Source organism: Flavobacterium piscisymbiosum (assembly GCF_020905295.1).
GTDB lineage: Bacteria > Bacteroidota > Bacteroidia > Flavobacteriales > Flavobacteriaceae > Flavobacterium > Flavobacterium piscisymbiosum.
On the sequence record NZ_JAJJMM010000001.1, the window covers coordinates 2,110,898 to 2,136,320 of the forward strand.

A 25,423-nucleotide genomic window follows, 5' to 3' on the forward strand; every position below is an offset into this window, starting at 1 on the left:
AATCATGAAAAAATATATTCTATTTCTCTTTGTTTTAATTGTCGTAGGTTGTTCTAAAGACGATTTTAGCGAACAAAGTAATGAGTCTAAAATTGTAGTAGAAGGATGGATTGAAGAAGGCGATTATGCTCAGGTTTTATTGTCTAGCAGTATTCCGGTTGCCGACGCAATTGATTCTACGAATGTTTTAAATCACGTGATAAGATCGGCAAAAATCACCATTTCTGACGGTCTGACTTCAGAGGTTTTGAGAGTAAAAAATGATAAAAACCACATACCGCCATTTGTTTATTATGGTTCAACTCTAAAAGGAGAAACAGGAAAGCAATATTCATTAAGAATAGAATATTTAGACAGAGTTGTTGAGGCAGTCACATCAATTCCGCCATCTGTTGAGTTAAAAAGTGCCGAATATATAAAAAAGGCTGCTACAGATACTATAGGTTATATTTTTGTAAAATTTGATGATCCCGTAAATGAGAAAAATTATTATCAGATTGCTACAAAAATCGATAAAGAAGAACCAATTTTTACACCTGCATTTTATGGAAATTTAGATGATGCAAACTTTACAGTTCCGTCAATTTCAATGCAAATAAACAGAGGGCTTTTGCTTTTTTCTAAAGCTAAATTCACGCCGTATTTTACAGATGGTAATTTGATTCATGTAAAATTAAGAACTCAAAACAAAGACGCCTTAGATTTCTGGAATGGCTGGCAAAACGAAATTGTAAATAATAAGAATCCAATTTATCCTTCGAATACAAGCCTTAAGTCGAATATAAAAGGAGGAATTGGTATTTGGGCAGGATATGGGCAAAGTACTATAATTGTTAGAACTCCACCAAAAAAATAAAGCCGATTTGAATGGTTTCAAATCGGCTTTAAGTAAATTTTTAAAAACTATTTATTTTTTAAAAGATGCTGCAAAATCTTTAAACTTAGTTTGCAAATCATTAAATCCAGTAGAGAAATAAACGCTTGCTGCTACTTCAGTATTATCATTGAATTTTAAGTACAATACTTCGTCAAGATAAGGTCGTGAAAATGATTCTCCAGTACCATCGTTTGTCCAGTAACCATATTTTGCAACCCAAACAGGTAATTCGAAAGTGTATTCACCTGATTTATCTGAATGTTGAACAAGTTCAGCAATTTTAGTTCCGTCTTTTTTAGAAACTAAAATTAACTTATAGTTTTTATTAAAGCCGGCTGCAATACCTTCAGATTGTTTTTTCTCGTATTCATTTATAGCTGTGTAATATGCTTTGTAATTACTGTTAGCTTTGTCATAATCCGGATAAGTAGGTCGAACTAAACTTTTGTATAAAGCTTCTCTGTCGGCTGCTTCAGTAGCTAAATCCATATCGGCTATAATAACAAAATTATCTAATAATGTAAATAGACCATTTGCTTTTCCTCTGTATTGAGCAAGTTCCTCTTTATTTAGTAAAGCATCAATATTTGCTGAGCTTCCTCCGTTAAAGTCAAGTAATATTTTTCCGTTATAAGTAAGTACAGCTTTCGAAGTAGTTTCTGTACCTTTTTTACCGCTCATTTCCCAAACATAACCATCGTTTAAGCTCATTTTGTAAGCAAACTCATCTGGTGCTTGTTTATTGTTAGAATACTTAGCAGTTTGAGTTAGAGAAGCAGTTTGAACATTGTCAATTGTTAATGTTGCATCAGTCGAAGTAGGTAAAAAGAAATAATCGTATACACTTGGTGTGTGTACCATTTGTTGCGTCTCACTATTATAGTTCCATTCTCCGTAAGTGTCAATATTTTTTATTTTTATATCTGATGAAATACTATTGGCTGATAAAATAGCATTGTTTGTAGTTTGGCTTTTTTTAGCAGGGAAAATAAATTTCAATTCAGTTTTCGAAGCTGTTTTAACCCAGATTTTTTTAGTATTATCCCAGGTATAAATACCATAAACACCAGAAACAGTTAAAATTTCTTCAATTCCGTTATTGCTTTTTCCATCAAAAATGTCAACTTGGTCGATTGTAAATAAATGTCCAAGGTTTTGAATTGCTTCAATAGCACTTGAGCTTTTTGTTTTGTTAAGTTGAACCAGCATATCGTTAGCTTCAATCTCAAGCTTTTGTTTTTGTTGTGCAGGAGTTAAAGCTGAATAAGGTTTTTTAACAAGTTCTGCAATTTGTTCCGCAAGAGTTTTGTCTTTTGTAGGTTCTTCTGTTGTTGGATCTGTCGTAGGATCTGTATTATCATCGCTAGAACAAGAGATGGCAAATTGCGAAAGAACTACCGCGCATAAAAGAAATTTTTTAATCATGGTCATGGTTTAAATTGAATAATTAAATCAAAACTTAGCTTTGATTTTTAATGGCGCAAGATAATGTTTATATTCGTTTTTGTTTTACGGGAAACCGTAATGTTGTAAATGTTTTTCTAATAAAATTTAATTAAAAAAAAACATTCGATAAACTTATTAGGTTACAGATTACGGGATAAGTTTTACCTTTGTTTTTATGTTTCTAAAACCAAATTATAAATGTTATACTCAAAAATAGAAGGGGAAGGAAAACCATTCATCATCATGCACGGATTTTTAGGAATGTCTGATAACTGGAAAACTTTGGCAGGACAATATGTAGAAGCCGGATTTCAGGTTCACATCTTAGATTTACGAAATCACGGACGTAGTTTTCATTCAGACGAATGGAGTTATGAAGCCATGGTGCAGGATGTTTTCGAATATTGTCAGGCAAATCAATTAACGAGAATTGATATTCTTGGACATTCGATGGGCGGAAAAGTAGCCATGCTTTTTGCAACCACACATCCTGAAATTGTAGACAAACTAATTGTAGCCGATATTGGCCCAAAATTTTACAAACAACACCATCAGGATATTTTGGCTGGTTTAAATGCAATAGATTTTTCGGTAAAACCAAGCCGTAATGATGTCGAAGCAACTTTGTCAGAATACGTTCCTGATTTTGGAACTCGTCAGTTTTTATTAAAAAACTTATATTGGCAGGAACCCGGACAATTGGCTTTTAGATTCAATCTTGCCGCTTTCAATAATAATCTGGATGCGATTGGGAAAGCTTTAGATGAGAATTTGGTTTTCGATAAACCAGCCTTATTTATTCGCGGAGGAAGTTCAGGATATATCCAGGATTCAGATTTTGATGCGATTCGGAGACAATTTCCAAATGTTAAGTTCGAAACAATTCCAAACGCAGGACATTGGCTTCACGCCGAAAACCCTCAATTATTTTTTGAATTAACTACTCAGTTTTTAAAAGAATAAAAAAGTTTTCACGAATTCACGCGAATGTTAATTCAATTTTGTCTCAATTTTAATTTGTGAAAATTTGTGAAATTTGTGGCAAAAAAAAACCTTTTAATCTGTGACAAAAAAATAATAATAAAATTCCTTACTTTTATTAAAAATTTTAAATTCAAAAAATATGAAAATATTACTTAGACTCCTTGTTACTGCGGCCTTGGTGTTGTTAATCGCTAATTTTTTAACCGGAGTACATGTTGCAAGTTTTGGCACGGCAGTAATCGTTGCGATTGTTTTAGGATTGCTAAATCTTTTTATAAAACCAATATTGGTTATCCTGACATTGCCGGTTACCTTTATAACTTTAGGTTTATTTTTATTAGTAATTAATGCTGTCATTATTATATTGTGTACCAATATTGTCAGAGGTTTTGCAGTCGACTCATTCTGGACCGCATTATTGTTTAGTGTCATACTGTCTATTCTTCAGTCTATTACTTATAAGATACTTGGAGACGACAAATAAAATAAATATTGAAAGCGTGTTTAAAACGTCTTCAAATACAATAGATTAAAAACTTGGTTGGGTTGCAAAAATTTTATAATTTTGCAACCCAATTTTATTATGTAAATTAAAGAAGAAGATGGATATTAAAAGAGTAGCAATAGACGCTGTGAATGAAACGATCGTAATGACAGTTGTTCACATGGATTATAAAGGTCAAGTAGCAAAAAGAATAAACGAAAAAATGCCATTGGCTACCGTAAAAGGTTTTAGAAAAGGACAAGTTCCTAAAGATCTTGTTGAAAAACAATACGGAAAAGCTATTAAGCAAGAAGAAGTTAAAAAAGTAGTTGATTTGGCTTTAGAGCGTTTTGTTCAATCTGAAAGATTAAATCTTTTAGGAACTCCTCTTGCTAAAGAAAACGAAAACTTTGATTGGGATGCTGAAGAACTAACTTTCGAATACGAAATTGGTTTAGTACCAAACTTTGAAATTGACTTAGAAGCTAAAAACAATATCGTAAAATATATCGTTACTGCTGATGATAAATTAATCGACGGACAAGTAGAGCGTATCCAAAAACAATTCGGAAAAGCAATTCCACAAGATAAAGTAGAAGCTGATTCAGATTTAACCGGAACTTTCTCAAACGAAGAAAAAGGAATCAACAATACAACCACAATTGCTGTATCTACTTTCAACAAAGCTGCTGCTGATAAATTCATCGGTAAAAAAGTTGGAGATGTTGTTACAGTAAGCACAAAAGGTTTATTTGCAGATGATCACCAATTAATGGATTACTTAAAAGTAGCTCATGATGATGTTCACGGTTTAGATATCGAAGTAAACTTTACTATCGAAGCAATCAACGGAGCAGAATTGGCAGAATTAAACCAAGAGCTTTTCGACAAACTTTTTGGAGAAGGAAAAGTAGCTTCACTTGAAGATTTGAAAGCTAAAATCAAAGAAGATGCTGAAACTCAATTCGCACAGCAAGCAGATCAAAAATTATTGTTAGACGTTCAGGATTTCCTTATCGAAAGCACAAAATTTGATTTACCGGCTGAATTCCTTAAAAAATGGTTACAAACTGTAGGAGAGAAAAAACTTTCTGCAGAAGAAGCTGAAGTTGAATACGCAAGATCTGAAAAAGGATTACGTTTTCAATTAATCGAAGGAAAAGCGATGGCACAAAGTAATATCCAAATTACATTCGAAGATTTGAAAGCTTTTACAACAAACGCGATCAGACAACAAATGGCTCAATTTGGACAAACAAATCCAACTGATGAAGAAGTACAAGGAATCGTGGCTAGAGTATTATCTAACCAGGACGAAGTAAAAAGACTTTCTGAGCAAGTTGTAGCTGAAAAATTGTTAGAAGTGTTCAAAGAAAAAGCAAATCCAACAACTAAAGAAGTAACTTACGAAGAATTTATTGCTGCGTCTTACGGAGAATAATTTCTAAAACAATAAGTATATTTGAGCGTCGGGAAGTTTTTTCCTGACGCTCTTTTGTTTTAATTTATTTTTGATTACTTTTCAGAAGCTAATCCAGCTATTCGTTACAAGTTTTTTCTTCCGTTTAAGTTTTTCAAATTCTTGCAAGAGCTTCTTTCAGTCGCTTTCCAAGAATAAAAAAACTAAAAAACGGAATTCAAAAAGCTTTTCACTGCTATCTGGGCTATTTAAGAAGCGAGTTCAAAAACTTGAAACCTGCAACAAAATTAAACCTGAAATAAAAAACTAAGACAAATTGACATCCTTTAGAAAGAGGTACAACCTTTGATGAAGAATATATACACAGATATTACGTAAAACTTAGAACACTTAAAATATGAACTACGGTAAAGAATTCAAAAAATTTGCTACAAAGCACCAGGGAGTAAATGCAATGTACTACGACAAAATCGTAGCAGCAATGAACCCAACAAACATGACTCCATATATTATCGAAGAGCGTCAGTTGAATATTTCTCAATTAGACGTGTTTTCAAGATTAATGATGGACAGAATTATCTTTTTAGGAACAGGTATCGACGATCAAATCGCAAATATCGTTCAGGCTCAGTTATTATTTTTAGAAAGTGCTGATGCATCAAAAGACATTCAAATTTATCTAAACTCTCCAGGAGGAAGCGTTTACGCAGGATTAGGAATTTATGACACAATGCAATACATCAAACCAGATGTAGCGACAATTTGTACTGGTATGGCAGCCTCAATGGGTGCTGTATTATTATGTGCAGGAGCAGCAGGAAAACGTTCGGCTTTGCCACATTCAAGAGTAATGATTCACCAGCCATCAGGAGGAGCACAAGGTGTTGCAACAGATATGGAAATCAACTTACGCGAAATGTTGAAACTAAAAGATGAATTGTATCATATCATCTCTCAGCATTCAGGACAAACTTTTGACAAAGTACACAAAGACAGTGAGCGTGATTACTGGATGAAAGCTGACGAAGCAAAAGAATACGGAATGATTGATGAAGTGTTGAGAAGAAGCTAAAAATTAGTTTAAAGTTTCAGGTTTCAAGTTAACAATAGCAACTTGACCCGAGGCTGCAAGCCGAACTGGTGAAGCAAACCTGAAACTTGAAACTTTTTTTAAGACTTGAAACAAAAAATAAAAAGTTAATAGCTTGCTAAGTTTTTGAGGTTTTATTGGTAAATCTCAGAAACTTAGTAACTTTGCGACTTATGTAACTAAAAAAGAATGGCTAAAGTAGTATTAGAATGTTCGTTTTGTGGAAGAAAAAAGCCAGAAACCAATTTATTGATTGCAGGTATTAATGCACATATCTGTGATAAGTGTATTGAACAAGCACACGGAATTGTAATAGAAGAATTAAAATCAAGCGGAAGCGCAAAACTTGTTGGTGATTTAATTTTAAAGAAACCAAAAGAAATCAGAGCTTTCCTGGATCAATATGTTATTGGTCAGGATCAGACAAAAAAAGTAATGTCGGTTGCGGTTTACAATCACTACAAACGTTTAATGCAACAGCAATTAGACGACGAAGTAGAAATTGAAAAAAGTAACATCATTATGGTAGGTCAAACCGGAACCGGAAAAACATTGGTAGCAAAAACTATCGCAAAAATGTTAGACGTTCCTTTGGCTATCGTTGATGCAACCGTACTTACAGAAGCAGGTTATGTGGGTGAAGATGTCGAAAGTATTTTGACACGTTTACTACAAGCTGCAGATTATGATGTAACCAAAGCAGAAAGAGGAATCGTATTTATTGATGAAATTGATAAAATTGCCCGTAAGAGCGATAATCCTTCGATAACACGTGACGTTTCTGGTGAAGGAGTACAACAAGCTTTACTAAAATTATTAGAGGGAACAGTTGTAAACGTACCACCAAAAGGAGGACGTAAGCACCCGGACCAAAAATTTGTTGAGGTAAATACGCAAAACATTCTGTTCATTGCAGGTGGAGCTTTTGATGGAGTAGAACGTATTATTTCTAAACGTTTAAACCGTCAGGCAGTTGGATATTCAACATCTAAAAATGTAGACAATATCGACAAAGACAATTTGTTGCAATATATTATTCCAAAAGATATTAAAGACTTTGGTTTGATTCCTGAAATTATTGGTCGTTTGCCGGTTTTAACACACATGGATCCTCTTGATAGAGAAACTTTACGTGCGATTTTGACACAACCTAAAAATGCATTAATCAAACAATATCAAAAATTATTCTTAATGGATGATGTTGAATTTAATATTTCAGATGAAGCATTAGATTTTATTGTTGATAAAGCATTAGAATACAAATTAGGAGCTCGTGGATTACGTTCGTTATGTGAAGCTATCTTAACAGATGCGATGTATGAATTGCCAAGTTCAGATGATAAAGTTTTGACAATCGATAAAGATTACGCAAAACATACTTTGAATAAAAATTTATTGAAGCGAATGGAAATTGCTTCATAAATCTTGATATTATGTTGTAAAAGTTCAAAACTTGACAACGTTTACCTAAAACCTGCTCCTTTATTTGAGCAGGTTTTTTTATGCTTTTTCGTTTCTCGATATAATTATTTTTACAACAGAGATTTGCATATTTGCTTTTTGTTCCATAGGAACATCTCATCGGTAGTCAAATAAGTATGACGTTTTTTTACGTTCGGTAAGAACGTTTGATTTTATAAATTATAATGGTAAAAACGTATATAAATTGCAAACACAATTTGTCAAACGTCCCTGAGGGACGATATTTCTCATGATGCATTTTTTTCTACCCATGAGTTGTTCCGATGGAACAAATTGTTTTTGTTAACTATTTTTGATTTCAAAAGTCAGAAATCTCGAAAAGAAGATGATCTTATACTTTAAACGCAAAAACTTTTCTTTTTTTATAAAGCTAAAAGAAGAAAAACTTAGCGTTCTCTGCGTTAAAATTTTTTTATCTCTCCGCAGGTTTTAGAATTGATTCTCTGTTTTTATGTAAATTGCCATTATGAAAAAAATATTCCTCATCATAAGTTTGTTGTTGATGTTATCCTGTAAAGACAAGAAAGAAGTTTGGGCAGCAAGAATCTCTAATGCTGAAAAAGCAGTAGAAATTATTCCTGAAGAAAAACCCCGCAGCGAAATCAAAAACATTGATTACAGTACTTATTATAAAGAAGCTCAACAATATTGCAAACGTAATAACCTCAATCAGAATACATTTTTTCTGATCGACTTAGGCATACATTCTGGTTTAAAGAGATTTTTTGTGTATGATTTTAAAAAGAATAAAATAACAAAATCATATATGGTAAGTCACGGTTGTGGCGATAATAGCTGGGGCGCAACAATGTCTAAAGAAAATGCACCAATAAGCAATGAGTTCGATTCGCATTGTTCCTCAATAGGTAAATTTATTATTCTGGACCGGGGAGTAAGTCAGTGGGGAATAAAAGTGAATTATGTTTTGCAGGGAAAAGAAAAAACAAACTCGCATGCCAGAAGCCGCGCTATAGTGTTGCATTCCTGGGAAGCCATTTCAAGCGACGAAGTATATCCCAAAGGAACTCCGGAAGGTTGGGGATGTCCCGCAGTTTCTAATATAGATATGAAAGAAATTGACAAACTCCTGAAAGAAAATAAAAAAGTCCTGATGTGGATTGTTAAATCATAAAGCTGGTTTCAATCCCAACCTGATTGTCTTATGAAAATAAAAAGGTCTCGTATAGCCCTGATCGAAACGGCATCCTTTTGCTGTGGGGTTCACAGCAAAAGATATAGTGGAGAGCAGGACAAAATGTCTTTCGGGACGAAACTTCTGCTCCTGAAAAAAATTACTGCACTCTAAATTTTTCCCGATATTCTATGGGTTTCATTCCCACCATTTTAAAGAATACTTTACGAAATGCTTTTGGATCATTGTACCCCGTTTTTTCGATAATCTCTGAAATCGAAAGCTGGGTTTGCTCCAGATATTTCTTCGAACTTTCTACCCGTATATTTTGCAGATATTCAATGGGCGGAATTCCTGTAACTTGTTTGAATCGTCGTGTCATGTTTCGGGCGCTCGTTGGGATATCTTTGGTGATTTCTTCCAGTTTTTCGATAGTGTGATACTGACTTTCGATTTTTTGCTGCAACATCGCAACCAAAGCATCGTTGTGCAAATGATTGGGTCTGAAAGTACTAAAATAACTCTGTTTGTATCGGTTTAAGTCGATCGAAAAAATCTTGGCAATCTGTACTGCGATTTCATTTCCGCAATATTTCTGAACCAGTAAAATCAATAAATGAAAGGTTGAGGTAGATCCGCCGCTGGTATATAAACTGCCATCTGCCGTTAGAGTTTCTTCGGCTTTTAGTTTTACCAACGGAAAAGCTTTTGTAAACGCACTACAAGCATCGACATGAGTTGTAGCCAGTTTTTCGTTTAATAATCCTGAAGCGGCAAACAAAAATGCACCAGTGCAAAAACTCGCCAATTCGGCTCCGGACTGATGTTGTTTTTTGAGCCAGGGAATAAAATTCTTGTTCTTGGCGATCATTTCGCTCATATTATCTGTAGTAAAAGCAGGGATTAAAATCAGGTCTAAAACTTCAGCCGAATCTTCAATGGCGTTCACTTCGTACCCAAACAAACGTTCTTCGTTGATTTGCTCTGAAGATTGAAATATCATAATTTCAAAATATTTATCTCCTTTAGAAAGTTTATTAGCCGTTTCAAAAACTTCTAAAATCGCAGCTATACTTAATAATTTATAGTCATGGGGTACAATTAAGCCTATTTTCTTACTCATAATGATTTATATTTTAGAAAAATGATAACATGCAAAAATAGCTAATTTGTCTTAAATGACCCTAAAGTTGACTTTTAATGTATGTTAAAGCTTTGTGTAATGTTTTAAATTTGTTTGATAAATTTTGTAAGTTTATATATTAACTAGTATAAATTTAAGAAAAACACAATGATAACAGTACAAAATACGATTAATGCATCGATAGACAAAGTTTGGGAATTCTGGACACAACCTGAACATATTAAAAATTGGAGTTTTGCTTCGGCAGAATGGCATACGCCTTATGCAGAAAATGATTTAAGGGTAGGAGGAAAATTCAAATCGACCATGGCAGCAAAAGATGGCAGCATGAGTTTTGATTTTGGAGGTGAATATACTTTGGTTGAAAAAAATAAAGCGATTGAATATGTAATGGAAGATGGCAGAAAAGTTGAAATTACTTTTACAGAAACCCCGGACGGAGTAGAAATTATAGAAAGCTTTGACCCTGAAACTCAAAATTCAGACGAAATGCAACAAGGAGGCTGGAACGCAATCCTGGATAATTTTAAAAGTTATGTAGAGCAAAATTAGTTTTTTTGAGGTTCAAAGTGACAAAGGTTCAGAGGATCAAAGATTGAAAAAAACTTTGTGACTTAGTGTCTTTGTGGCAAAAGACATTCCTCTTTATATAACTTATATGGTTTAAAATAAAAAAACAGAAATTATGACAAAACAAATATGGTTGAATTTGCCTGTTAAGGATGTGGCAAAATCAAAAGATTTTTTCTGGAAAATAGGTTTTTCTTTTAATGAGCAACATGATACACCCAGCTCAACATGCATGGTGGTAGGTGAATCACATTTTGTTGTTATGCTTTTTGAAGAATCATTATTTACCGGTTTCTCTCAAAACAAACTGACAGATACGCAATCAAGTTCAGAAGTTTTAATTTCGATTGATGCAGAAAGTGTTTCAGAGGTTGATGAATTAGCAAAAAAAGTCGAAGAAGCAGGTGGAACGATTTTTTCTCCTCCGGCAGAAAGTCAAGGCTGGATGTATGGCTTTGGTTTTGCAGATTTAGACGGTCATCGCTGGAATGTTTTATTTATGGATTTTAGTAAATTATCATAATTATGGAAACGTTAGAATTTAAAATCAGAATCAAAGCTCCGGCCGAAAAAGTGTGGTCGGTTTTATGGAACGATGAAACTTATAAAAAATGGACAAGAGTTTTTTGTGAAGGATCATATACCATAACGGATTGGAATCAAGGTGATAAAGTGCATTTCATGTCGCCAAATGGAGAAGGAATGTATAGTATTATCGAAACTAAAATTCCAAATGAATATATGGCTTTTAAACATTTAGGCGAAATAAAAGACTTTAAAGAGTTACCGATTACCGAAGAAACAAAAAAGTGGAGCGGGGCAATGGAAACCTATCGATTAACTCCGGATGACGAATTTATAGATTTAGTCGCTCATGTTGATACAGTCGAAAAGTATATCGATTATTTTAAAGGAGTTTTCCCAAAAGGATTAGAGGTTGTGAAAGAATTATCGGAGGAGAGAGAATAGAGGAGAGAGAATAGAGGAAAGAGAATAGAAGAAAGAGGAAAGAGGATAGAAAAAAGAGAAGATTGCAACAAACAACAAACAATAAGTAATCATGGCAACATCAGTAAACCCTTATTTAATATTTAATGGGAATTGCGAAGAAGCATTTCTGTTTTATAAATCAGTTTTTGGAGGCGAATTTCCGTATATCGGAAAATTCAAAGACATGCCTGCAAATGAAGACGGCGGCTGTGCCGAAATATCAGAGAAAGATGCTAATAGAGTAATGCATGTTTCGTTACCCATTGGAGATACTATTTTGATGGGAAGTGATAGTAACGAGCAATCCGGAGACGTAGCTTTTGGCGGAAATTTTTCAGTATCTATAAATGTTGAAACTACAGAAGAAGCAGATAGAATCTTCAACGGACTTTCGGCAAACGGAACGATTTACATGCCCATGAATAAGACTTTCTGGGGAGCTTATTTCGGAATGTTCAAAGATAAATTCGGCATAAGCTGGATGGTGAATTTCGATGAAAATCAAAAATAATTTTTTTGTCGCCACGAATTTTAATTGCTTAATTCGTGAATTCGTGGCGGAAAAAATAACCTGACTTGTTACGTTATTTCGATAGTAAAGTATTATTGTTAAATTACTCAATAAAGCGCATTCTTATGTGCTTTTTCTTTTCAAAAAAACAAACAATATTCTTTTTTATCAACAATAGATTACCGATTTTTGTCGCTTCTTAAAATCAATAGATAAAATGGCAATAGAAGGTAAAGAGATTATTTTATTAAAAGTCTCAGGACATGATAAAATAGGAGTAACAGCAGGTTTAACAGCCGTATTGGCTACTTACGATGCCAATATTTTAGATATTGGTCAGGCTGATATTCATGACACACTTTCTTTAGGGATTTTGTTCGAAATCGAAGCCGGTTCAACTTCAGGTCCCGTTTTAAAAGACTTATTGTTTAAAGCGTATGAATTGGGAGTTAAGGTAAAATTTATTCCAATTTCTGTAGAAGATTACGAAACCTGGGTAAAATCACAATCAAAACAACGTTATATCATCAATATTTTAGGAGAGAAACTGGCAGCTTCACAATTGGCAGCAGTAACTAAAATAATGTCAGATCAAAACCTGAATATCGATTCTATTATCAGATTAACAGGCAGAACTTCTATTGTTGAAAAAGAAGAATATCCGCGTTCTTGTATACAATTATCCGTTACAGGCGAAATTGTAAATAAGATCATCATGACAGCAAGTTTCATGGAGATTTCAAGAACTTTAAATGTCGATATTTCGTTTCAGGAAGATAATATTTACAGACGAAACCGTCGTTTGGTATGTTTCGATATGGATTCTACTTTAATCCAGACCGAAGTTATCGATGAACTAGCAGAACTAAACGGAGTAGGAGATCAGGTTCGTGCGATTACAGAGTCGGCAATGAATGGCGAAATAGATTTCAACGAAAGCTTCAAACAGCGTATGGCGTTGCTGGAAGGTTTAAGCGAAGATGTTTTACAAAATGTTGCGATCAATTTGCCTATTACAAAAGGAGCACATCGTTTGATGAAAGCCCTGAAATATTACGGCTATAAAACTGCAATTCTATCCGGAGGATTCACCTATTTTGGAGAATACCTTCAAAAAGAATTGGGTATCGATTACGTTCACGCCAATCAGTTAGAAATAAAAGACGGTAAATTAACCGGTAAATATTTAGGTGAAATCGTAGACGGACAAAAGAAAGCCGAATACCTAAAAGCCATTGCTGAAAAAGAAGGAATCCACATCAATCAAACCATAGCAGTGGGAGACGGAGCCAACGATTTACCAATGCTAAATTTAGCCGGTTTAGGAATCGCTTTTCACGCAAAACCAAAAGTAAAAGAAAGTGCATCAACTTCAATTTCAAGTCTTGGACTTGATGGCGTTTTATACTTATTAGGTTATCACGACCGATATATTGATATGATGTAATGTAACGTATCGAATAAACATACAGTTTGTCATTCTGAGGAACGAAGAATCTTCACAAGTAACTCGACAATCAAAATAAATTAGACCTTAGTTTTTTTATAAAAGCTAAGGTTTTTTTATGAGCATGTCCCTCCGGGCCGGGCTATCCGTTCCAATCTTTTGTGTCCGCCGCGGCGGACACAAAAGGATTTCCACTTCTATCCCTCATGCGATTTAGTATTTATAAGTTCATTTTGTGTCATTTCTGGTTCTAGTAAGACTAGATATGATGTTATTGTGATCGCCTCCGCATGAGTGTATGAAACTTTTAAAAATGGGCTGAAAGCCCTAAAAAGCAATAGCGTAGTGCAGCGCACTACGAATTAAATCAAAAGGGGAATTGCCCTGAAAGGGCAAAAGAAAATGGAGACTACAGATTCAAAGAAAAAGGTGTTTTTTCAAGGAGAACATAATGTAAAATAGTATAAAAATGCTTTTTGAAATTAGGCTTCCGCCCTTACAGGGCTTAAAATTATAATCATTTTTCATTCATAGTGCTTCGCACCATGCTATTGCTAGAGCTCTTTCAGCGCAATAGGTTTCGGACACTTATAGCGTGTCGATCGTACACACACACACAACCAAGTAAAAATTTTAAAATTGATTCTGCTCACGAACGAGACATTTGCGACAGCGAGAAGTTTTATTCTGAATAGCCTCCTGCTTTAGCTGGAGGAAATTAATAGAAAAGAATCAAGGCTTTAGCCAAATTAATCACGACTGTAGAATTTGGCTAAAGCCAATTGTAATTGTATTTTGTACCACTAGCTGAAGCTAGTGGCTATTCAAAGCAGAATTTATATTATAAGATGTACATTCGCAAGCCTGCTGCTTCATCAACATATAATTCGTGATAATTCGTGAAATTAGTGTTTAAGAACACACATCTCCTTCAACTGTTCCAGATAATCTCTTTGATTCGAAAGTCTCGGAATTTTATGTTGACCACCCAATTTATCACGTTCTTTCAACCAATCATAAAATAAGTTTTCGCGAGCTACATTAATCACTAGAGGATTCAGCGTCATATTATTGTGGCGTTTGGCTTCGTAATCAGAGTTTAAAGTCTGTAACGTTTCATCCAGAACTTTCTGGAAAAGACCAACATCAGCAGGTTTTTTCTTGAATTCGATCATCCATTCGTGAGCGCCTTTTTCTTTGTCCTGCATAAAAATAGGAGCAACCGTATAATCGATGACTTCGGTTTGGGTAATTTGGCAGGCTTTGGCAATTGCCTGATCGGTATTTTCGACCATTAACTCTTCACCAAAAACATTAATATGATGTTTGGTTCTTCCCGTAACACGAATTCTGTATGGGTTTAAAGAAGTAAAACGAACCGTATCACCAATCAAATAACGCCATAAGCCCGAATTGGTTGTAATAACAATAGCGTAGTTTTTATTCAGTTCAACATCAGCCAGACGAACTACTTTTTGATCCGGAGTTCCAAAAGTATCCATTGATATAAATTCGTAGAAAATGCCGTAATCCAGCATCAATAATAAGTCGCTGGAATTATTCAAATCCTGAATGGCAAAGAAACCTTCAGAAGCATTGTATATTTCGTAATATTTGAAATCTTTACTTGGTAATATTTTCTTGTATTGTTCTTTATAAGGAGAAAAACTCACGCCTCCGTGAAAGTAAACTTCCAGATTTGGCCATATTTCAAGTAAACTTTCTTTACCAGTATTTTCTAAAACCTTATTCATTAAAACCAACATCCAGGAAGGAACTCCTGCAAAGCTGGTTACATTTTCGTTTTTGGTTTCATTTATGATGGCAGCAATTTTAGCTTCCCATTCGCTCATCAACGAAGTTTTGTTGCTTGGCGTGCTGCTGAATTCAGCCCAAATTGGCATATTCTCAATCAAAATAGCAGATAAATCTCCAAAGAAAGTATTGTTGTTTTCGTAGATCTGAGAACTTCCGCCCAAGCGAAGACTTTTTCCCAAAAACAATTCCGAGTCTTCGTTGTTGTTCAAATACAAACAAAGCAAATCTTTACTTCCTTTATAATGACAATCTTCAAGAGCTTCATTACTTACCGGAATAAATTTACTTTTCGCATTTGTAGTTCCGCTTGATTTGGCAAACCATTTTATGGGAGTTTCCCAAAAAACACCTTGTTCACCCTGACGGGTACGTTCTATTAAAGGTTGTAATTCTTCATAAGTGGCAATAGGAACCCTTTCAGCAAAAGTAGCATACGAGGTAATCGATCCAAAATCATATTGCTTTCCTATAATGGTATTCTCAGAGGCCGTCAATAAATTGTGCAAGAGTTCTTCCTGAACTTCGTTGGGATATTTTAGAAAAAGTTCTATTTGATGTATCCTTTGTTTCAGGACCCAAGAGGCAAACGAATTGATTATTGATAAGGGCATGAGTTAATTTTTAGATTACTGATTTTAGATTTTCAGATTCTTTTGATACGAAAATCAAAAAATATAAAATTTGAATATCGATCGACAAATACTAACTTTGCCGTTGTATCAAAAATAGTGTTTTTTTGTAAAAAACAGTTCTATAAAAGTAAAGATTCCAATTGATGATTGGAATTTTAACAAATAAAAGTTCACAATACAGAGCAAAGCTAATATCTGAAATCTACAATCTAAAATTCTTATGACATATCAAGGTGTACTTACAAAAATGCAAACTGAACTAGGTAACCCAATTCAATATTATTTGGTTTTCGAAGATAGTTTTCTTAATATGAATCAGCTTTTAGATAAAGAGATTGAGATAAATTTTTCAGGTTACGAATGCTTGAATTGTCATAAGAAGAAAAAAATATTCCGCCAGAGATTTTGCTACGATTGCTTTTACTCCAGTCCTGCAGTTGGTGACTGGATCATGAGACCGGAATTAAGTACGGCACATTTAGGTATTGCAGATCGTGATCTTGAGTACGAACAAAAAGTACAATTGCAGCCTCATGTTGTTTACCTTGCTTTGGCAAGTGAAGTAAAAGTGGGTGTAACCCGTAAAACTCAGGTTCCAACCCGTTGGATCGATCAGGGGGCAACACAGGCAATTGCAATTGTTGAGGTGCCTAATCGTTATTTAGCCGGAATTACAGAGGTAGCTTTAAAAGATCATTATACGGATAAAACCAACTGGAGAAAGATGCTTCAAAATACCAGCGGAACTTTTGATCTTCTGGCTGAAAAAGTTAAGGTAGAAAGCCTAATTCCTGATGAAGCCAAAGAGTATTTCTATTCTCAAAAAAATGATTTATATGAACTGCATTATCCGGTTCTAAATTATCCTGCAAAAGTAGCAAGTTTAAATCTGGATAAAACCCCATCTTTTCAGGGAAAATTAATAGGAATTAAAGGCCAGTATTTAATTTTTGAAAATGGAACTGTTTTTAATGTTCGCAGTTCAGAAGGTTATGTTGTTACTATAAACGTCTAGCGTAATAGGTTACTCATCGGGTTTTATTGGTTAACCGTCTAGTATTTATTTGCTTACAAAATAATTTACCTAATTTTAAATCGCTTTCAAGTAGCTGAATATGTGAATGTTGATACATTTACTTACAATTTTGTAATAATAGCTTATTGAAAGAATTTAATTTTAAAAAATAAAAGAGACTAGTTTTAAACTAGTTCAACTGCTTTGTTTTTTTTAAAATTTAAATGAAGATTTAATAATGCTTAAATTATTTACAAGATGGCCATTCTCAATAAAATAAATGTTTTTAGACGCGGCTTAATGCGCAATCTGACTAAGAATATTGGAAAAGCAAGATCACAAGAAGATATTATTTTAGTAGATAAAAATGATATAAAAAGAATCCTGATCTGCAGACCAAACGGAAGATTAGGAAACTTATTATTGATTACGCCTCTCGTTCAGGAAGTCACAGAAATATTTCCAAATTGTAAAGTCGATTTGTTTGTTAAGGGAACGTTAGCTCCAATCATTTTCGAAAATTACGATAACATTGATAAAATAATCGACTTACCCAGAAAACCCTTCAAAAGTTTATTGAAATACCTGAATGTCTGGATTTCAATCAAAAAACAAAATTATGATATTGCAATCAATGTCGATAAAAACTCTTCTTCAGGTCGTTTAGCAGTTCAGTTTTCAAATGCCAAGTATAAATTTTTTGGAGATGCAAATGAAGAAACCGAATTGGTAAAAAATGATTACCACCATATTGCCAAATATCCTGTTTATAATTTTCGAAATTATCTAACCAAACTCAGATTTCCCAAAACCAATAAAATAATAGCTCCTTTAGATCTTAAATTATCATCTTCTGAAATTACCGAAGGCAAGAGAATTTTAAATAATTTATTTCATAACGATAAAAGAACAATCTGCATATTTACTTACGCAACAGGCGAAAAATGTTTGTCTGAAGAATGGTGGGGAAGATTTTATACGCAGCTTAAAGAAGAATACAAAAATTTTAATATTATAGAAATCCTGCCGGTAGAAAATGTTTCGCAAATTGCTTTTAAGGCGCCTACATTTTATAGTAAGGATATCCGTGAGATAGGAGCTGTAATTGCTAATGCTGATTTATTTATTGGTGCCGATAGCGGTATTATGCATTTGGCCAGTGCTGTACAAACTCCAACAATAGGGTTGTTTTCTATTTCGAAAATGGAAAAATACGAGCCTTACGACAATTCAAGTATCGGAATAGATGTCAAATTATATACTAAAAAGGATTATCTAAAAGTAATCAATTCAATTTTGAACAACGGAAAAGTAAACAGTTATTCAAAAGCGATTTAATAAAATATAGCATAAAAAAAGAGGCATCTATTACAACAGATGCCTCTTTTTTTATGTGAATTTTTGATTTATTTTTTCTTGAATAAACCATTAATTAAGTCGCTCGCTTTTTTCGTAGCTTCTTGTGTTTTCTGCTCTTTTTCTGTTTTTGCAGCCTGTGTAGTATCTTTTGCTTTTGTATTCTTATTGATTAAATCAGTAAGAGCCGAAGTACCTTTTTGAGTCAGTTTTTCTTTTTGCTGATTTACCAGTTGAGTGGTTAAGCTTGTAACAGCAGTTTTCATATCCGTAGAAATCTTCGGGTTAGAAAAATTACCTGTAATCAAGGCATTTATCGGAATGTTTTGCAGTTTTGCAGCATCCGCCGGAGACATTTTAGCAATAAAAGCATTAGCCTCGGTACCTAAATATTTAGCCGGTACATCTAACTTCAAATTGTAATTCATCGTTTGATCGAAACCATGAGTTCCGCCAACAGTTACTTTAATATCCTGATATTTAATATCAAATGGTTTTACGTTTACTTTTCCGTTATCGAAAGTTAGCGCCGCTTTAATATCATTTAAATTCACCTTGCTCATATCAAGAAATTTGATATTTGAAGTTAAGGCATTTAATACCGTTGAATTTTTAGCATTTACAGTTGTCGAAAGCAATTGTCCTATTAAATCTCCTGAAATCGATTTTAAATCCGGAGTAAGTTCATTAGCATCAAGATTTCCGTTCAGTTTAATAGTAGAATTCAGTTTTCCGTTAATGATTCCTGCAATTGGAGCAATCTTTTTCATCATGTCCAACTGTGTAAAAGTCTGCGCAATATCAACCTGATTAAAACCTAAATTCATATCAAAAGTAGGTACTTTTGCTTTTGTAGAAACCGTTCCTGTAAGACCAATTGTTCCTCCAAAAATAGAAGTTTTAAAGTTTTCTAAAGTTGCTTTTTCATCCTTCACAATCAATTTTCCTGAAACAGCAGTTAGTTTTAAATTGTCATACAAAACCGTGTTTGCTTTTGCATTTATAGTACAATTCAGGAAAGCAGGGATCTTCATTGCATCAGCAGGTTTTGCCGGTGTTGCTTTTGTTTCTCCTTCTTTTCCAGTTGCAGTTCCCGTTTTAGCAGGTTCGCCGGCAGTCATAAAATCGTCAACAGCTAACTGGTTCGAACTCATATTGAAGTTTCCTCTAAGTTCTTGTTTCTTAAACATAAAACCATAGAAATTTTCCAGAACTCCATTAATGCTCAAATCACTTTTTCCGGTTGTAGCATCAAATTTTTTCAGGTTAATTGTACTTGGGTTAAACTCAACCAAAGCTGTACTAATGTTCATCGATTTGTTGTTTTCGTCAGTATATTTAAATCCTGATAAACTCATCGTTCCTGCGTTTTTTATGTTTTGATATTGGCTTTTTTCTACAGATGCCATATCAAATTGTGTCGTTACATCGGCTTTTAGAATACCAGCAAGAGGTTTATCCATTTTAATTGGATACGCTTTCGAAAGATTGGCCAAATTGATAGTTCCTTTTAATGCCGCATCTACAAAAGGATTTACGGTTATGTTTTTGATATTTGCTTTAGCATTAAAAACATCCTGATCGATTCTAAAAGATAGTTTATCTAAATTCACATAAGTGTCATTTAGAATTCCGGTTTCATTGATGATTTTTGTGTCGATTACAATATTCTGAACAGATTTTGGTAAGTTAGGATATTGAAAAGAAGAATTATTAGATGCAATTGCAATGTTGAATTTAGGAACAGTTGTATCCGTAAGTTCTCCTTTTGCAAAACCAACAACAGTAAAATCTCCGGTAGTTTTTACGCCATCAAGGCTTGAAGCATACGCAGAAGGAATTAATCCTAAGAAATTGGTAAACGATGAGGTTGGCGTTTTAAACTTTATATCATAAACCTGACCTTTCTCTACCATTTGGATAAATCCGTCAAATTCTAATGGGAGTTGGTTGATTAAAGCTTTATTTTCTTTAAAAGTATATTTACTTTGTTCTAAATCAATTCCTAGAACAGCATCAAGAGTCAATTTTACATTTTTCATGTAATTCATTTTGTCCATATCCAAAGAAACTTTGGCAGTAGATTTTGTTGTCAAATCTAATTTAGAATTAGTAAAATCTCCTGTTCCTTCATGGTTCAGACTATCAATGACCATTTTTATTTTAGAACCCTGATCGATATATCTAAAAGTGAAATTCTCGATCTTGTAATTCTGGATTTTTAAAGAAAGCGGTTTGCTTGCTTCACCTGTTTTTGTTTCCTTTTTATCTTTTAAGGCGATATCAAAGTTACCAACACCATCTTTATTAAAAATAATATTGATTAAACCATTTGTAGAGCTTATTCCCTGAATGCTCAAAGGTTCATCTTTTCCTTTAAAAAGTTCTTTGATACTCATTTTTAAGTTCAGTTCGCCTAGTGAAACCAATGTATCACCTTCAAAAGGAGCTTTGTTGATGATGACTAGTTTCTCGATCCCAACAGTTGCATTTGGGAAGTTTTTAAACAAACTTAAATCTGCATTTGCAAAACTTACTTTCGCATCAACACTTTCGTTAATCGCATCGGCAATTTTAGCTTTTATCTGATCTTTAAAGAAATACGGAATGGCAAATAATGCGGCTACAATCACCACGAGAACTATGGCTGTAATTTTTAAAATTTTCTTTAACATATTAATAGATTTGAGAGTTTAAATTCATAAATGAGCTCGTACAAAAATAGTTTTTTTTGATTGAGATCAAAGATAAAGTTTTTATAAAAAGTAGGAATATATTTATTTTATTGAAAAATAAAAAATCCGTTTGAATATAAGTTCAAACGGATTTTTAATGATTTTATGATTTCGATTATTTTTTAATGAAAGAAATAATCTTGGCGGTCATGATTTCTGAGATTGGTAAGCTTTCATTATTATAACTTTCCATATTCGCCTGAGTGTCACCTTCGATAGTTTTCATGATATGATTCATTTTGTCTACAATCAAAAGTTCGGCATTTGTATTGGCTTGCGATAAAAGTTCAGCGTCTTTTACTGTAACTTGTAAATCCTTGTTTCCTTGCAGAATTAAAACAGGAATTTTTAAAGCTTTAATCTCTGCCTGTGGATTATATTTAAACCAGGAAATTAAATAAGGCTGAATACTTGGTCTAAAAAGTGAATTCAGCATTGGGTCAATTTTCTGTGCATAGTGTCCGCTTTTCAGACTATCAATAATAGGAAAAGTCATTTCCTCTAATTGTTTGTTTGCTTTAGAAGCAATTTGTGCTTTAATCAATTTATCAGCAGATTCTCCCGGACCGGCAATAGAAATAAATTTATTGGCTTTGGCTCCGGCAATCATTCCTATCAAAGAACCTTCGCTGTGTCCAATAACAATTATTTCAGAAAAACGTCTGTCTTGTTTTAATAGATTTATCCAGCTTTTGGCATCCTCAGTATAATTTTCGAATACCAAAGTCTGTTCTGTAACAGCTGAAGCTTTGCTTTCTCCAATTCCTCTTTTATCGTATCGTACTGATGCAATCCCTTTTTTTGCCAAAGCTTCTGCCAACATTTTTAGCGAATTGTTTTTCATCATCGGATTATTTCCGTTTCGATCTGTAGGTCCTGAACCCGAAATGATTAACGCTACCGGATATTTCGTTGTGAGATCCGGAGTAGTCAGCGTACCAAAAATCTGATCGATATTAATTTTTAATATTAAAGGAGATTCTTTAAACGTAAGTTCTTTTTTATCCTGAGCATTTACAAAACCCAGGAATAAAAAAGCAGCAAGAGCAAATAATTTTTTCATTTTATAAAATGTAATTATTTAATATTTAATCCAAAAGGAAGCATTGCCTGAACTCCTTTTTGTTTCTGAAGTCTTTTTACCTGCTCGATAAGCATGTAATTCTCTTCGCCAATTTCTTCTTTTATAAATGCTTCTTTCGATTGTGCAAAAGGCAAACCTGAAAGGATATCATTGAATGTTTTCTCGTATTCAGGATAATTTTGTGTACTGTATGATTTTACTTTCGCAATTTTTGCAGCTTCGGCAATAGCATCATTCAATCCTCCAATTTTATCCACCAAACCAATTTTCAATGCTTCAGATCCTGACCATACTCTTCCTTGTGCAATAGCATCAACCTGAGCAAAAGTCATTTTTCGACCTTCGGCAACATGCGTTACAAAAGTGTTGTAAATGTGCTCAACGCCTTCTAAAGTAAAAGCTTTAAATTTTTCGTCAACAGGCACAAACGGACTATAATTAGCCGAGTTTTCGTGTGTTTTTACCTGCTCAGTATTAATTCCTAGTTTATTGGCTAAAGGGCTAAAATTTGGTAAAATTCCAAAAACACCAATAGAACCGGTAATAGTATTGCTTTCTGCAAAAATGGTATTGGCATTACAAGCGATATAATATCCTCCTGAAGCCGCATAATTTCCCATAGAAACTACGACAGGTTTTACTTTTTTGGTAATTTCAATTTCTCTCCAGATTAGGTCAGAAGTTAAAGCACTTCCTCCGGGACTGTCAATTCTAAGCACGATTGCTTTTACATCTTCATTTTTACGTGCTTCTTGTAGCGAACGACGCATAGAACCTTCACCAATCACAGTAACATCTCCTTCGCCGCTTTGTATTTCACCTTGAGCGTAAATAATCGCAATTTGATCCGTTGCTGTATTCGTTAAAGCAGTTGTAACATTATTTTGAGTATAATCTAAAATCGAAATCTTATTATAATCGTCATCGCCGGTTACTTTCAAGGCTTTTTTGATGGCATTATGGTATACGTCTTCGTAAGCGACAATGTCTACCAAATGTTGTGCTTTTGCCATTTCTGGAGTTCTGGCCAATAAACCGTTTGCGATTTCATTTAATTTATCAAGCGGAATGTTTCTGCTTTTAGAAATATCAGTAGAAACTGTTGTCCAGATCGAATTTAAAAGTGCCGTAACTTGTTCTCTGTTGGCATCACTCATTTTATTTTCTAAAAACGGCTCAACAGCACTTTTGTATTTTCCGTGACGAATCACTTCCATATGAATGCCTGATTTATCCTGAAAATCTTTAAAGAACATTACTTCAGACGAAAGTCCTTTAAAATCTAAATCACCTGCAGGATTAATATAAACTGTATTGGCAACAGAGTTTAAATAATATTCTTTTTGAGAATAGGTATTGGCGTAAGCCCAAACAAATTTTCCTGATTTTTTGAAACTTTCAAGTGCGTTTCTCAAATCTTTGTATTGAGCTAATCCTAAAGATGATTCATCATTAAGTATTGAAATTCCTTTAATATTATCATCTGTTTTTGCTGCTTCGATCGCATTGATAACATCGGTCAAACCAACTCCTTTTTTGTCAGAGAAAACAGTTACCCACGGATCTTTGTATTTTCCGGCATAATCGTTTTGAATTTGTTTTAAATTTAATTCTATAACAGAATCACTTTTGACAGAAACAGTATCGTCTCCTCCAAAAATAGCTCCAATAAGAATTATTCCAAAAAAGAAGAACATAATAAATACAAAAATACCGACAACTGTGGCAATTACATTTCCTAAAAACTTCATAAGTATATTTTTTTTAATAAGTAGCGAAAAAGGCTGGTTTGTTACAAATGTACTCTAAAAACAAATTATTTAGGATATACAATTAGATCAAATAGTTGTACTTTTTACATTTTTAAATATCTAAATTAAAGATAGGATATTTTGAAGGATATCAGCAATTTTTTAGGAAGTTATAAGAAATAAAAAATAAGAAACAGTTGGTAACTTCTGATTCTGGAATTAAATAATATGGGTAATTCTAAAATAGTTTTAGTTAATTTGCATTTATTATGAAGTCACAGCATCAAGTCGTTTTATCTATAGGGAGTAATCAGGGAAACAGGTTAGCAAACATCGAGAGTTGTATCGATTTGATACATCAGGAAGTAGGAACTGTAATCAGGGTTTCAAAACTATACGAAACTCCCGCCTGGGGTTTTGAAAGCGATGCTTTTTATAACTGTGCTTTGGTTTTACATACTACTTCATCAGCACAAAAAATACTAAATCAGGTTTTAAAAGTCGAAAAACATTTAGGACGAATCCGTTCGAATCAGGAAGGCTATCAATCCAGAATTATCGATATTGATTTGATTGCTTTTGATGATGAAATTATTGATTCTGAAAAACTGAAGATTCCGCATCCTTTAATGCAGAACAGGAATTTTGTTTTGTTGCCGGTTCAGGATTTAAAACTGGATTGGAAACATCCTGTTTTTCAAAAAACGGTTTCAGAATTAATTGCTATTTCACCAGATGATAGTGTTTGTACAGTAGTTCAGGATTTGAAAAATCCTTTACGCGAAATTGCCTTAGAAACCTTTAATTATATTGCTTTTGAAGGGAATATTGGAGCAGGAAAAACGACTTTGGTTCAAAAAATTGCCGAAGATTTTAATGCCAAAACAGTCTTAGAGCGTTTTGCGGATAATCCTTTTTTACCTAAATTTTATAAAGATCAGAACAGATATGCTTTTCCGCTTGAAATGTCTTTTCTGGCAGACCGTTATCAGCAATTATCAGATGATTTGGCGCAGTTTGATTTGTTTAAAGATTTTATCGTAGCCGATTATCATATTTTTAAATCGTTGATTTTTGCTAAAATTACCCTGGCAGAAGATGAATATCGTTTGTATCGAAACTTATTCGATATTATTTATAAAGAAATGCCAAAACCGGATTTGTACGTTTATCTGTATCAGAATTCAGAGCGCTTGCTTCAGAATATCAAAAAACGCGGTAGAACATACGAACAAAATATAGAGGCAGAATATTTGGATAAAATCAATAATGGATATCTGGATTATATTAAATCCCAAAAAGACCTCAATGTCCTTATTATAGATGTTTCAGATCGTGATTTTGTAAAAAAACACGAGGACTATCTTTTTATATTAGATGAAATTCAGAAAAAAATAAATTAATTGGATAATTCTCGCAATGTATTTCAATTATCTCATTATCTAATTGACACAT

At 33.6% G+C, this 25,423-nt stretch carries 21 protein-coding genes; 15 read left to right on the forward strand and 6 right to left on the reverse strand.

The window, feature by feature from the left end; all coding sequences use genetic code 11:
• Nucleotides 1-4 precede the first annotated feature (4 nt).
• A complete protein-coding gene (locus tag LNP81_RS09350) occupies nt 5-856 on the forward strand; it encodes a DUF4249 domain-containing protein (protein WP_230035274.1) in 852 nt (283 codons plus the stop codon).
• Between the two features lie 51 nt (nt 857-907).
• Here the strand turns inward: LNP81_RS09350 and LNP81_RS09355 are convergent, their stop codons facing one another.
• Entirely contained in the window at nt 908-2,302 is a 1,395-nt protein-coding gene (locus LNP81_RS09355; RefSeq protein ID WP_230035276.1) for a hypothetical protein, read from the reverse strand.
• 219 nt (nt 2,303-2,521) lie between these two features.
• Between LNP81_RS09355 and LNP81_RS09360 the strand changes: the two genes are divergently transcribed.
• The 6 genes from LNP81_RS09360 (at nt 2,522) to LNP81_RS09385 (ending at nt 8,915) form a co-directional block, all read left to right on the forward strand.
• A complete protein-coding gene (locus LNP81_RS09360) occupies nt 2,522-3,286 on the forward strand; it encodes an alpha/beta fold hydrolase (protein ID WP_230035278.1) in 765 nt (254 codons plus the stop codon).
• A 160-nt stretch (nt 3,287-3,446) separates the two neighbouring features.
• A complete protein-coding gene (locus tag LNP81_RS09365; protein ID WP_230035280.1) occupies nt 3,447-3,791 on the forward strand; it encodes a phage holin family protein in 345 nt (114 codons plus the stop codon).
• A gap of 118 nt (nt 3,792-3,909) precedes the next feature.
• Complete coding sequence (locus LNP81_RS09370) at nt 3,910-5,232, forward strand: trigger factor (RefSeq protein ID WP_230035282.1); 1,323 nt, start codon at nt 3,910-3,912, stop codon at nt 5,230-5,232.
• 376 nt (nt 5,233-5,608) lie between these two features.
• Nucleotides 5,609-6,283 (forward strand): ATP-dependent Clp endopeptidase proteolytic subunit ClpP, encoded by a 675-nt coding sequence (clpP, locus tag LNP81_RS09375; protein ID WP_055095106.1) that lies wholly within the window; start codon nt 5,609-5,611, stop codon nt 6,281-6,283.
• Nucleotides 6,284-6,490: 207 nt separating this feature from the next.
• Nucleotides 6,491-7,723 (forward strand): ATP-dependent Clp protease ATP-binding subunit ClpX, encoded by a 1,233-nt coding sequence (gene clpX, locus LNP81_RS09380; RefSeq protein WP_056245443.1) that lies wholly within the window; start codon nt 6,491-6,493, stop codon nt 7,721-7,723.
• A 526-nt stretch (nt 7,724-8,249) separates the two neighbouring features.
• The gene (locus LNP81_RS09385; RefSeq protein ID WP_230035284.1) at nt 8,250-8,915 is read left to right on the forward strand and encodes a murein L,D-transpeptidase catalytic domain-containing protein; all 666 of its coding nucleotides are present in this window, start codon (nt 8,250-8,252) and stop codon (nt 8,913-8,915) included.
• Between the two features lie 160 nt (nt 8,916-9,075).
• Here the strand turns inward: LNP81_RS09385 and LNP81_RS09390 are convergent, their stop codons facing one another.
• Nucleotides 9,076-10,038, reverse strand: a complete 963-nt coding sequence (locus LNP81_RS09390; protein ID WP_230035286.1) for a GlxA family transcriptional regulator — start codon at nt 10,036-10,038, stop codon at nt 9,076-9,078.
• A gap of 168 nt (nt 10,039-10,206) precedes the next feature.
• Between LNP81_RS09390 and LNP81_RS09395 the strand changes: the two genes are divergently transcribed.
• From LNP81_RS09395 to serB, 5 genes are all read left to right on the forward strand, one after another.
• Nucleotides 10,207-10,611, forward strand: a complete 405-nt coding sequence (locus LNP81_RS09395; protein ID WP_230035288.1) for an SRPBCC family protein — start codon at nt 10,207-10,209, stop codon at nt 10,609-10,611.
• Nucleotides 10,612-10,744: 133 nt separating this feature from the next.
• The gene (locus LNP81_RS09400; RefSeq protein ID WP_230035290.1) at nt 10,745-11,152 is read left to right on the forward strand and encodes a VOC family protein; all 408 of its coding nucleotides are present in this window, start codon (nt 10,745-10,747) and stop codon (nt 11,150-11,152) included.
• A gap of 2 nt (nt 11,153-11,154) precedes the next feature.
• Entirely contained in the window at nt 11,155-11,598 is a 444-nt protein-coding gene (locus tag LNP81_RS09405; RefSeq protein ID WP_230035292.1) for an SRPBCC family protein, read from the forward strand.
• A gap of 91 nt (nt 11,599-11,689) precedes the next feature.
• Nucleotides 11,690-12,130, forward strand: a complete 441-nt coding sequence (locus LNP81_RS09410; RefSeq protein ID WP_230035294.1) for a VOC family protein — start codon at nt 11,690-11,692, stop codon at nt 12,128-12,130.
• Between the two features lie 217 nt (nt 12,131-12,347).
• Nucleotides 12,348-13,577: a phosphoserine phosphatase SerB gene (gene serB / locus LNP81_RS09415; RefSeq protein ID WP_194618086.1), complete on the forward strand. Its 1,230-nt coding sequence runs from the start codon at nt 12,348-12,350 to the stop codon at nt 13,575-13,577.
• A 905-nt stretch (nt 13,578-14,482) separates the two neighbouring features.
• Here serB and LNP81_RS09420 read toward each other — a convergent pair.
• On the reverse strand, nt 14,483-16,006 hold the full coding sequence (locus LNP81_RS09420; RefSeq protein WP_230035296.1) for a GH3 auxin-responsive promoter family protein: 1,524 nt from the start codon (nt 16,004-16,006) through the stop codon (nt 14,483-14,485).
• A 241-nt stretch (nt 16,007-16,247) separates the two neighbouring features.
• Between LNP81_RS09420 and LNP81_RS09425 the strand changes: the two genes are divergently transcribed.
• Both LNP81_RS09425 and LNP81_RS09430 read left to right on the forward strand, forming a co-directional pair.
• On the forward strand, nt 16,248-17,042 hold the full coding sequence (locus LNP81_RS09425; protein ID WP_230035298.1) for a DUF2797 domain-containing protein: 795 nt from the start codon (nt 16,248-16,250) through the stop codon (nt 17,040-17,042).
• 258 nt (nt 17,043-17,300) lie between these two features.
• Nucleotides 17,301-18,380: a glycosyltransferase family 9 protein gene (locus LNP81_RS09430; RefSeq protein ID WP_230035300.1), complete on the forward strand. Its 1,080-nt coding sequence runs from the start codon at nt 17,301-17,303 to the stop codon at nt 18,378-18,380.
• 68 nt (nt 18,381-18,448) lie between these two features.
• Here LNP81_RS09430 and LNP81_RS09435 read toward each other — a convergent pair whose 3' ends face one another.
• From LNP81_RS09435 to sppA, 3 genes are all read right to left on the reverse strand, one after another.
• Nucleotides 18,449-21,073, reverse strand: coding sequence for an AsmA family protein (locus tag LNP81_RS09435; protein ID WP_230035302.1), 2,625 nt, complete (start codon nt 21,071-21,073; stop codon nt 18,449-18,451).
• A 175-nt stretch (nt 21,074-21,248) separates the two neighbouring features.
• Nucleotides 21,249-22,196, reverse strand: a complete 948-nt coding sequence (locus LNP81_RS09440) for an alpha/beta hydrolase (RefSeq protein WP_230035305.1) — start codon at nt 22,194-22,196, stop codon at nt 21,249-21,251.
• Between the two features lie 14 nt (nt 22,197-22,210).
• On the reverse strand, nt 22,211-23,968 hold the full coding sequence (sppA, locus tag LNP81_RS09445; protein ID WP_230035307.1) for a signal peptide peptidase SppA: 1,758 nt from the start codon (nt 23,966-23,968) through the stop codon (nt 22,211-22,213).
• Between the two features lie 269 nt (nt 23,969-24,237).
• On the opposite strand from sppA, the gene folK reads away from it, so the two are divergent.
• Entirely contained in the window at nt 24,238-25,371 is a 1,134-nt protein-coding gene (gene folK, locus LNP81_RS09450) for a 2-amino-4-hydroxy-6-hydroxymethyldihydropteridine diphosphokinase (RefSeq protein WP_230035308.1), read from the forward strand.
• Nucleotides 25,372-25,423: the final 52 nt, after the last annotated feature.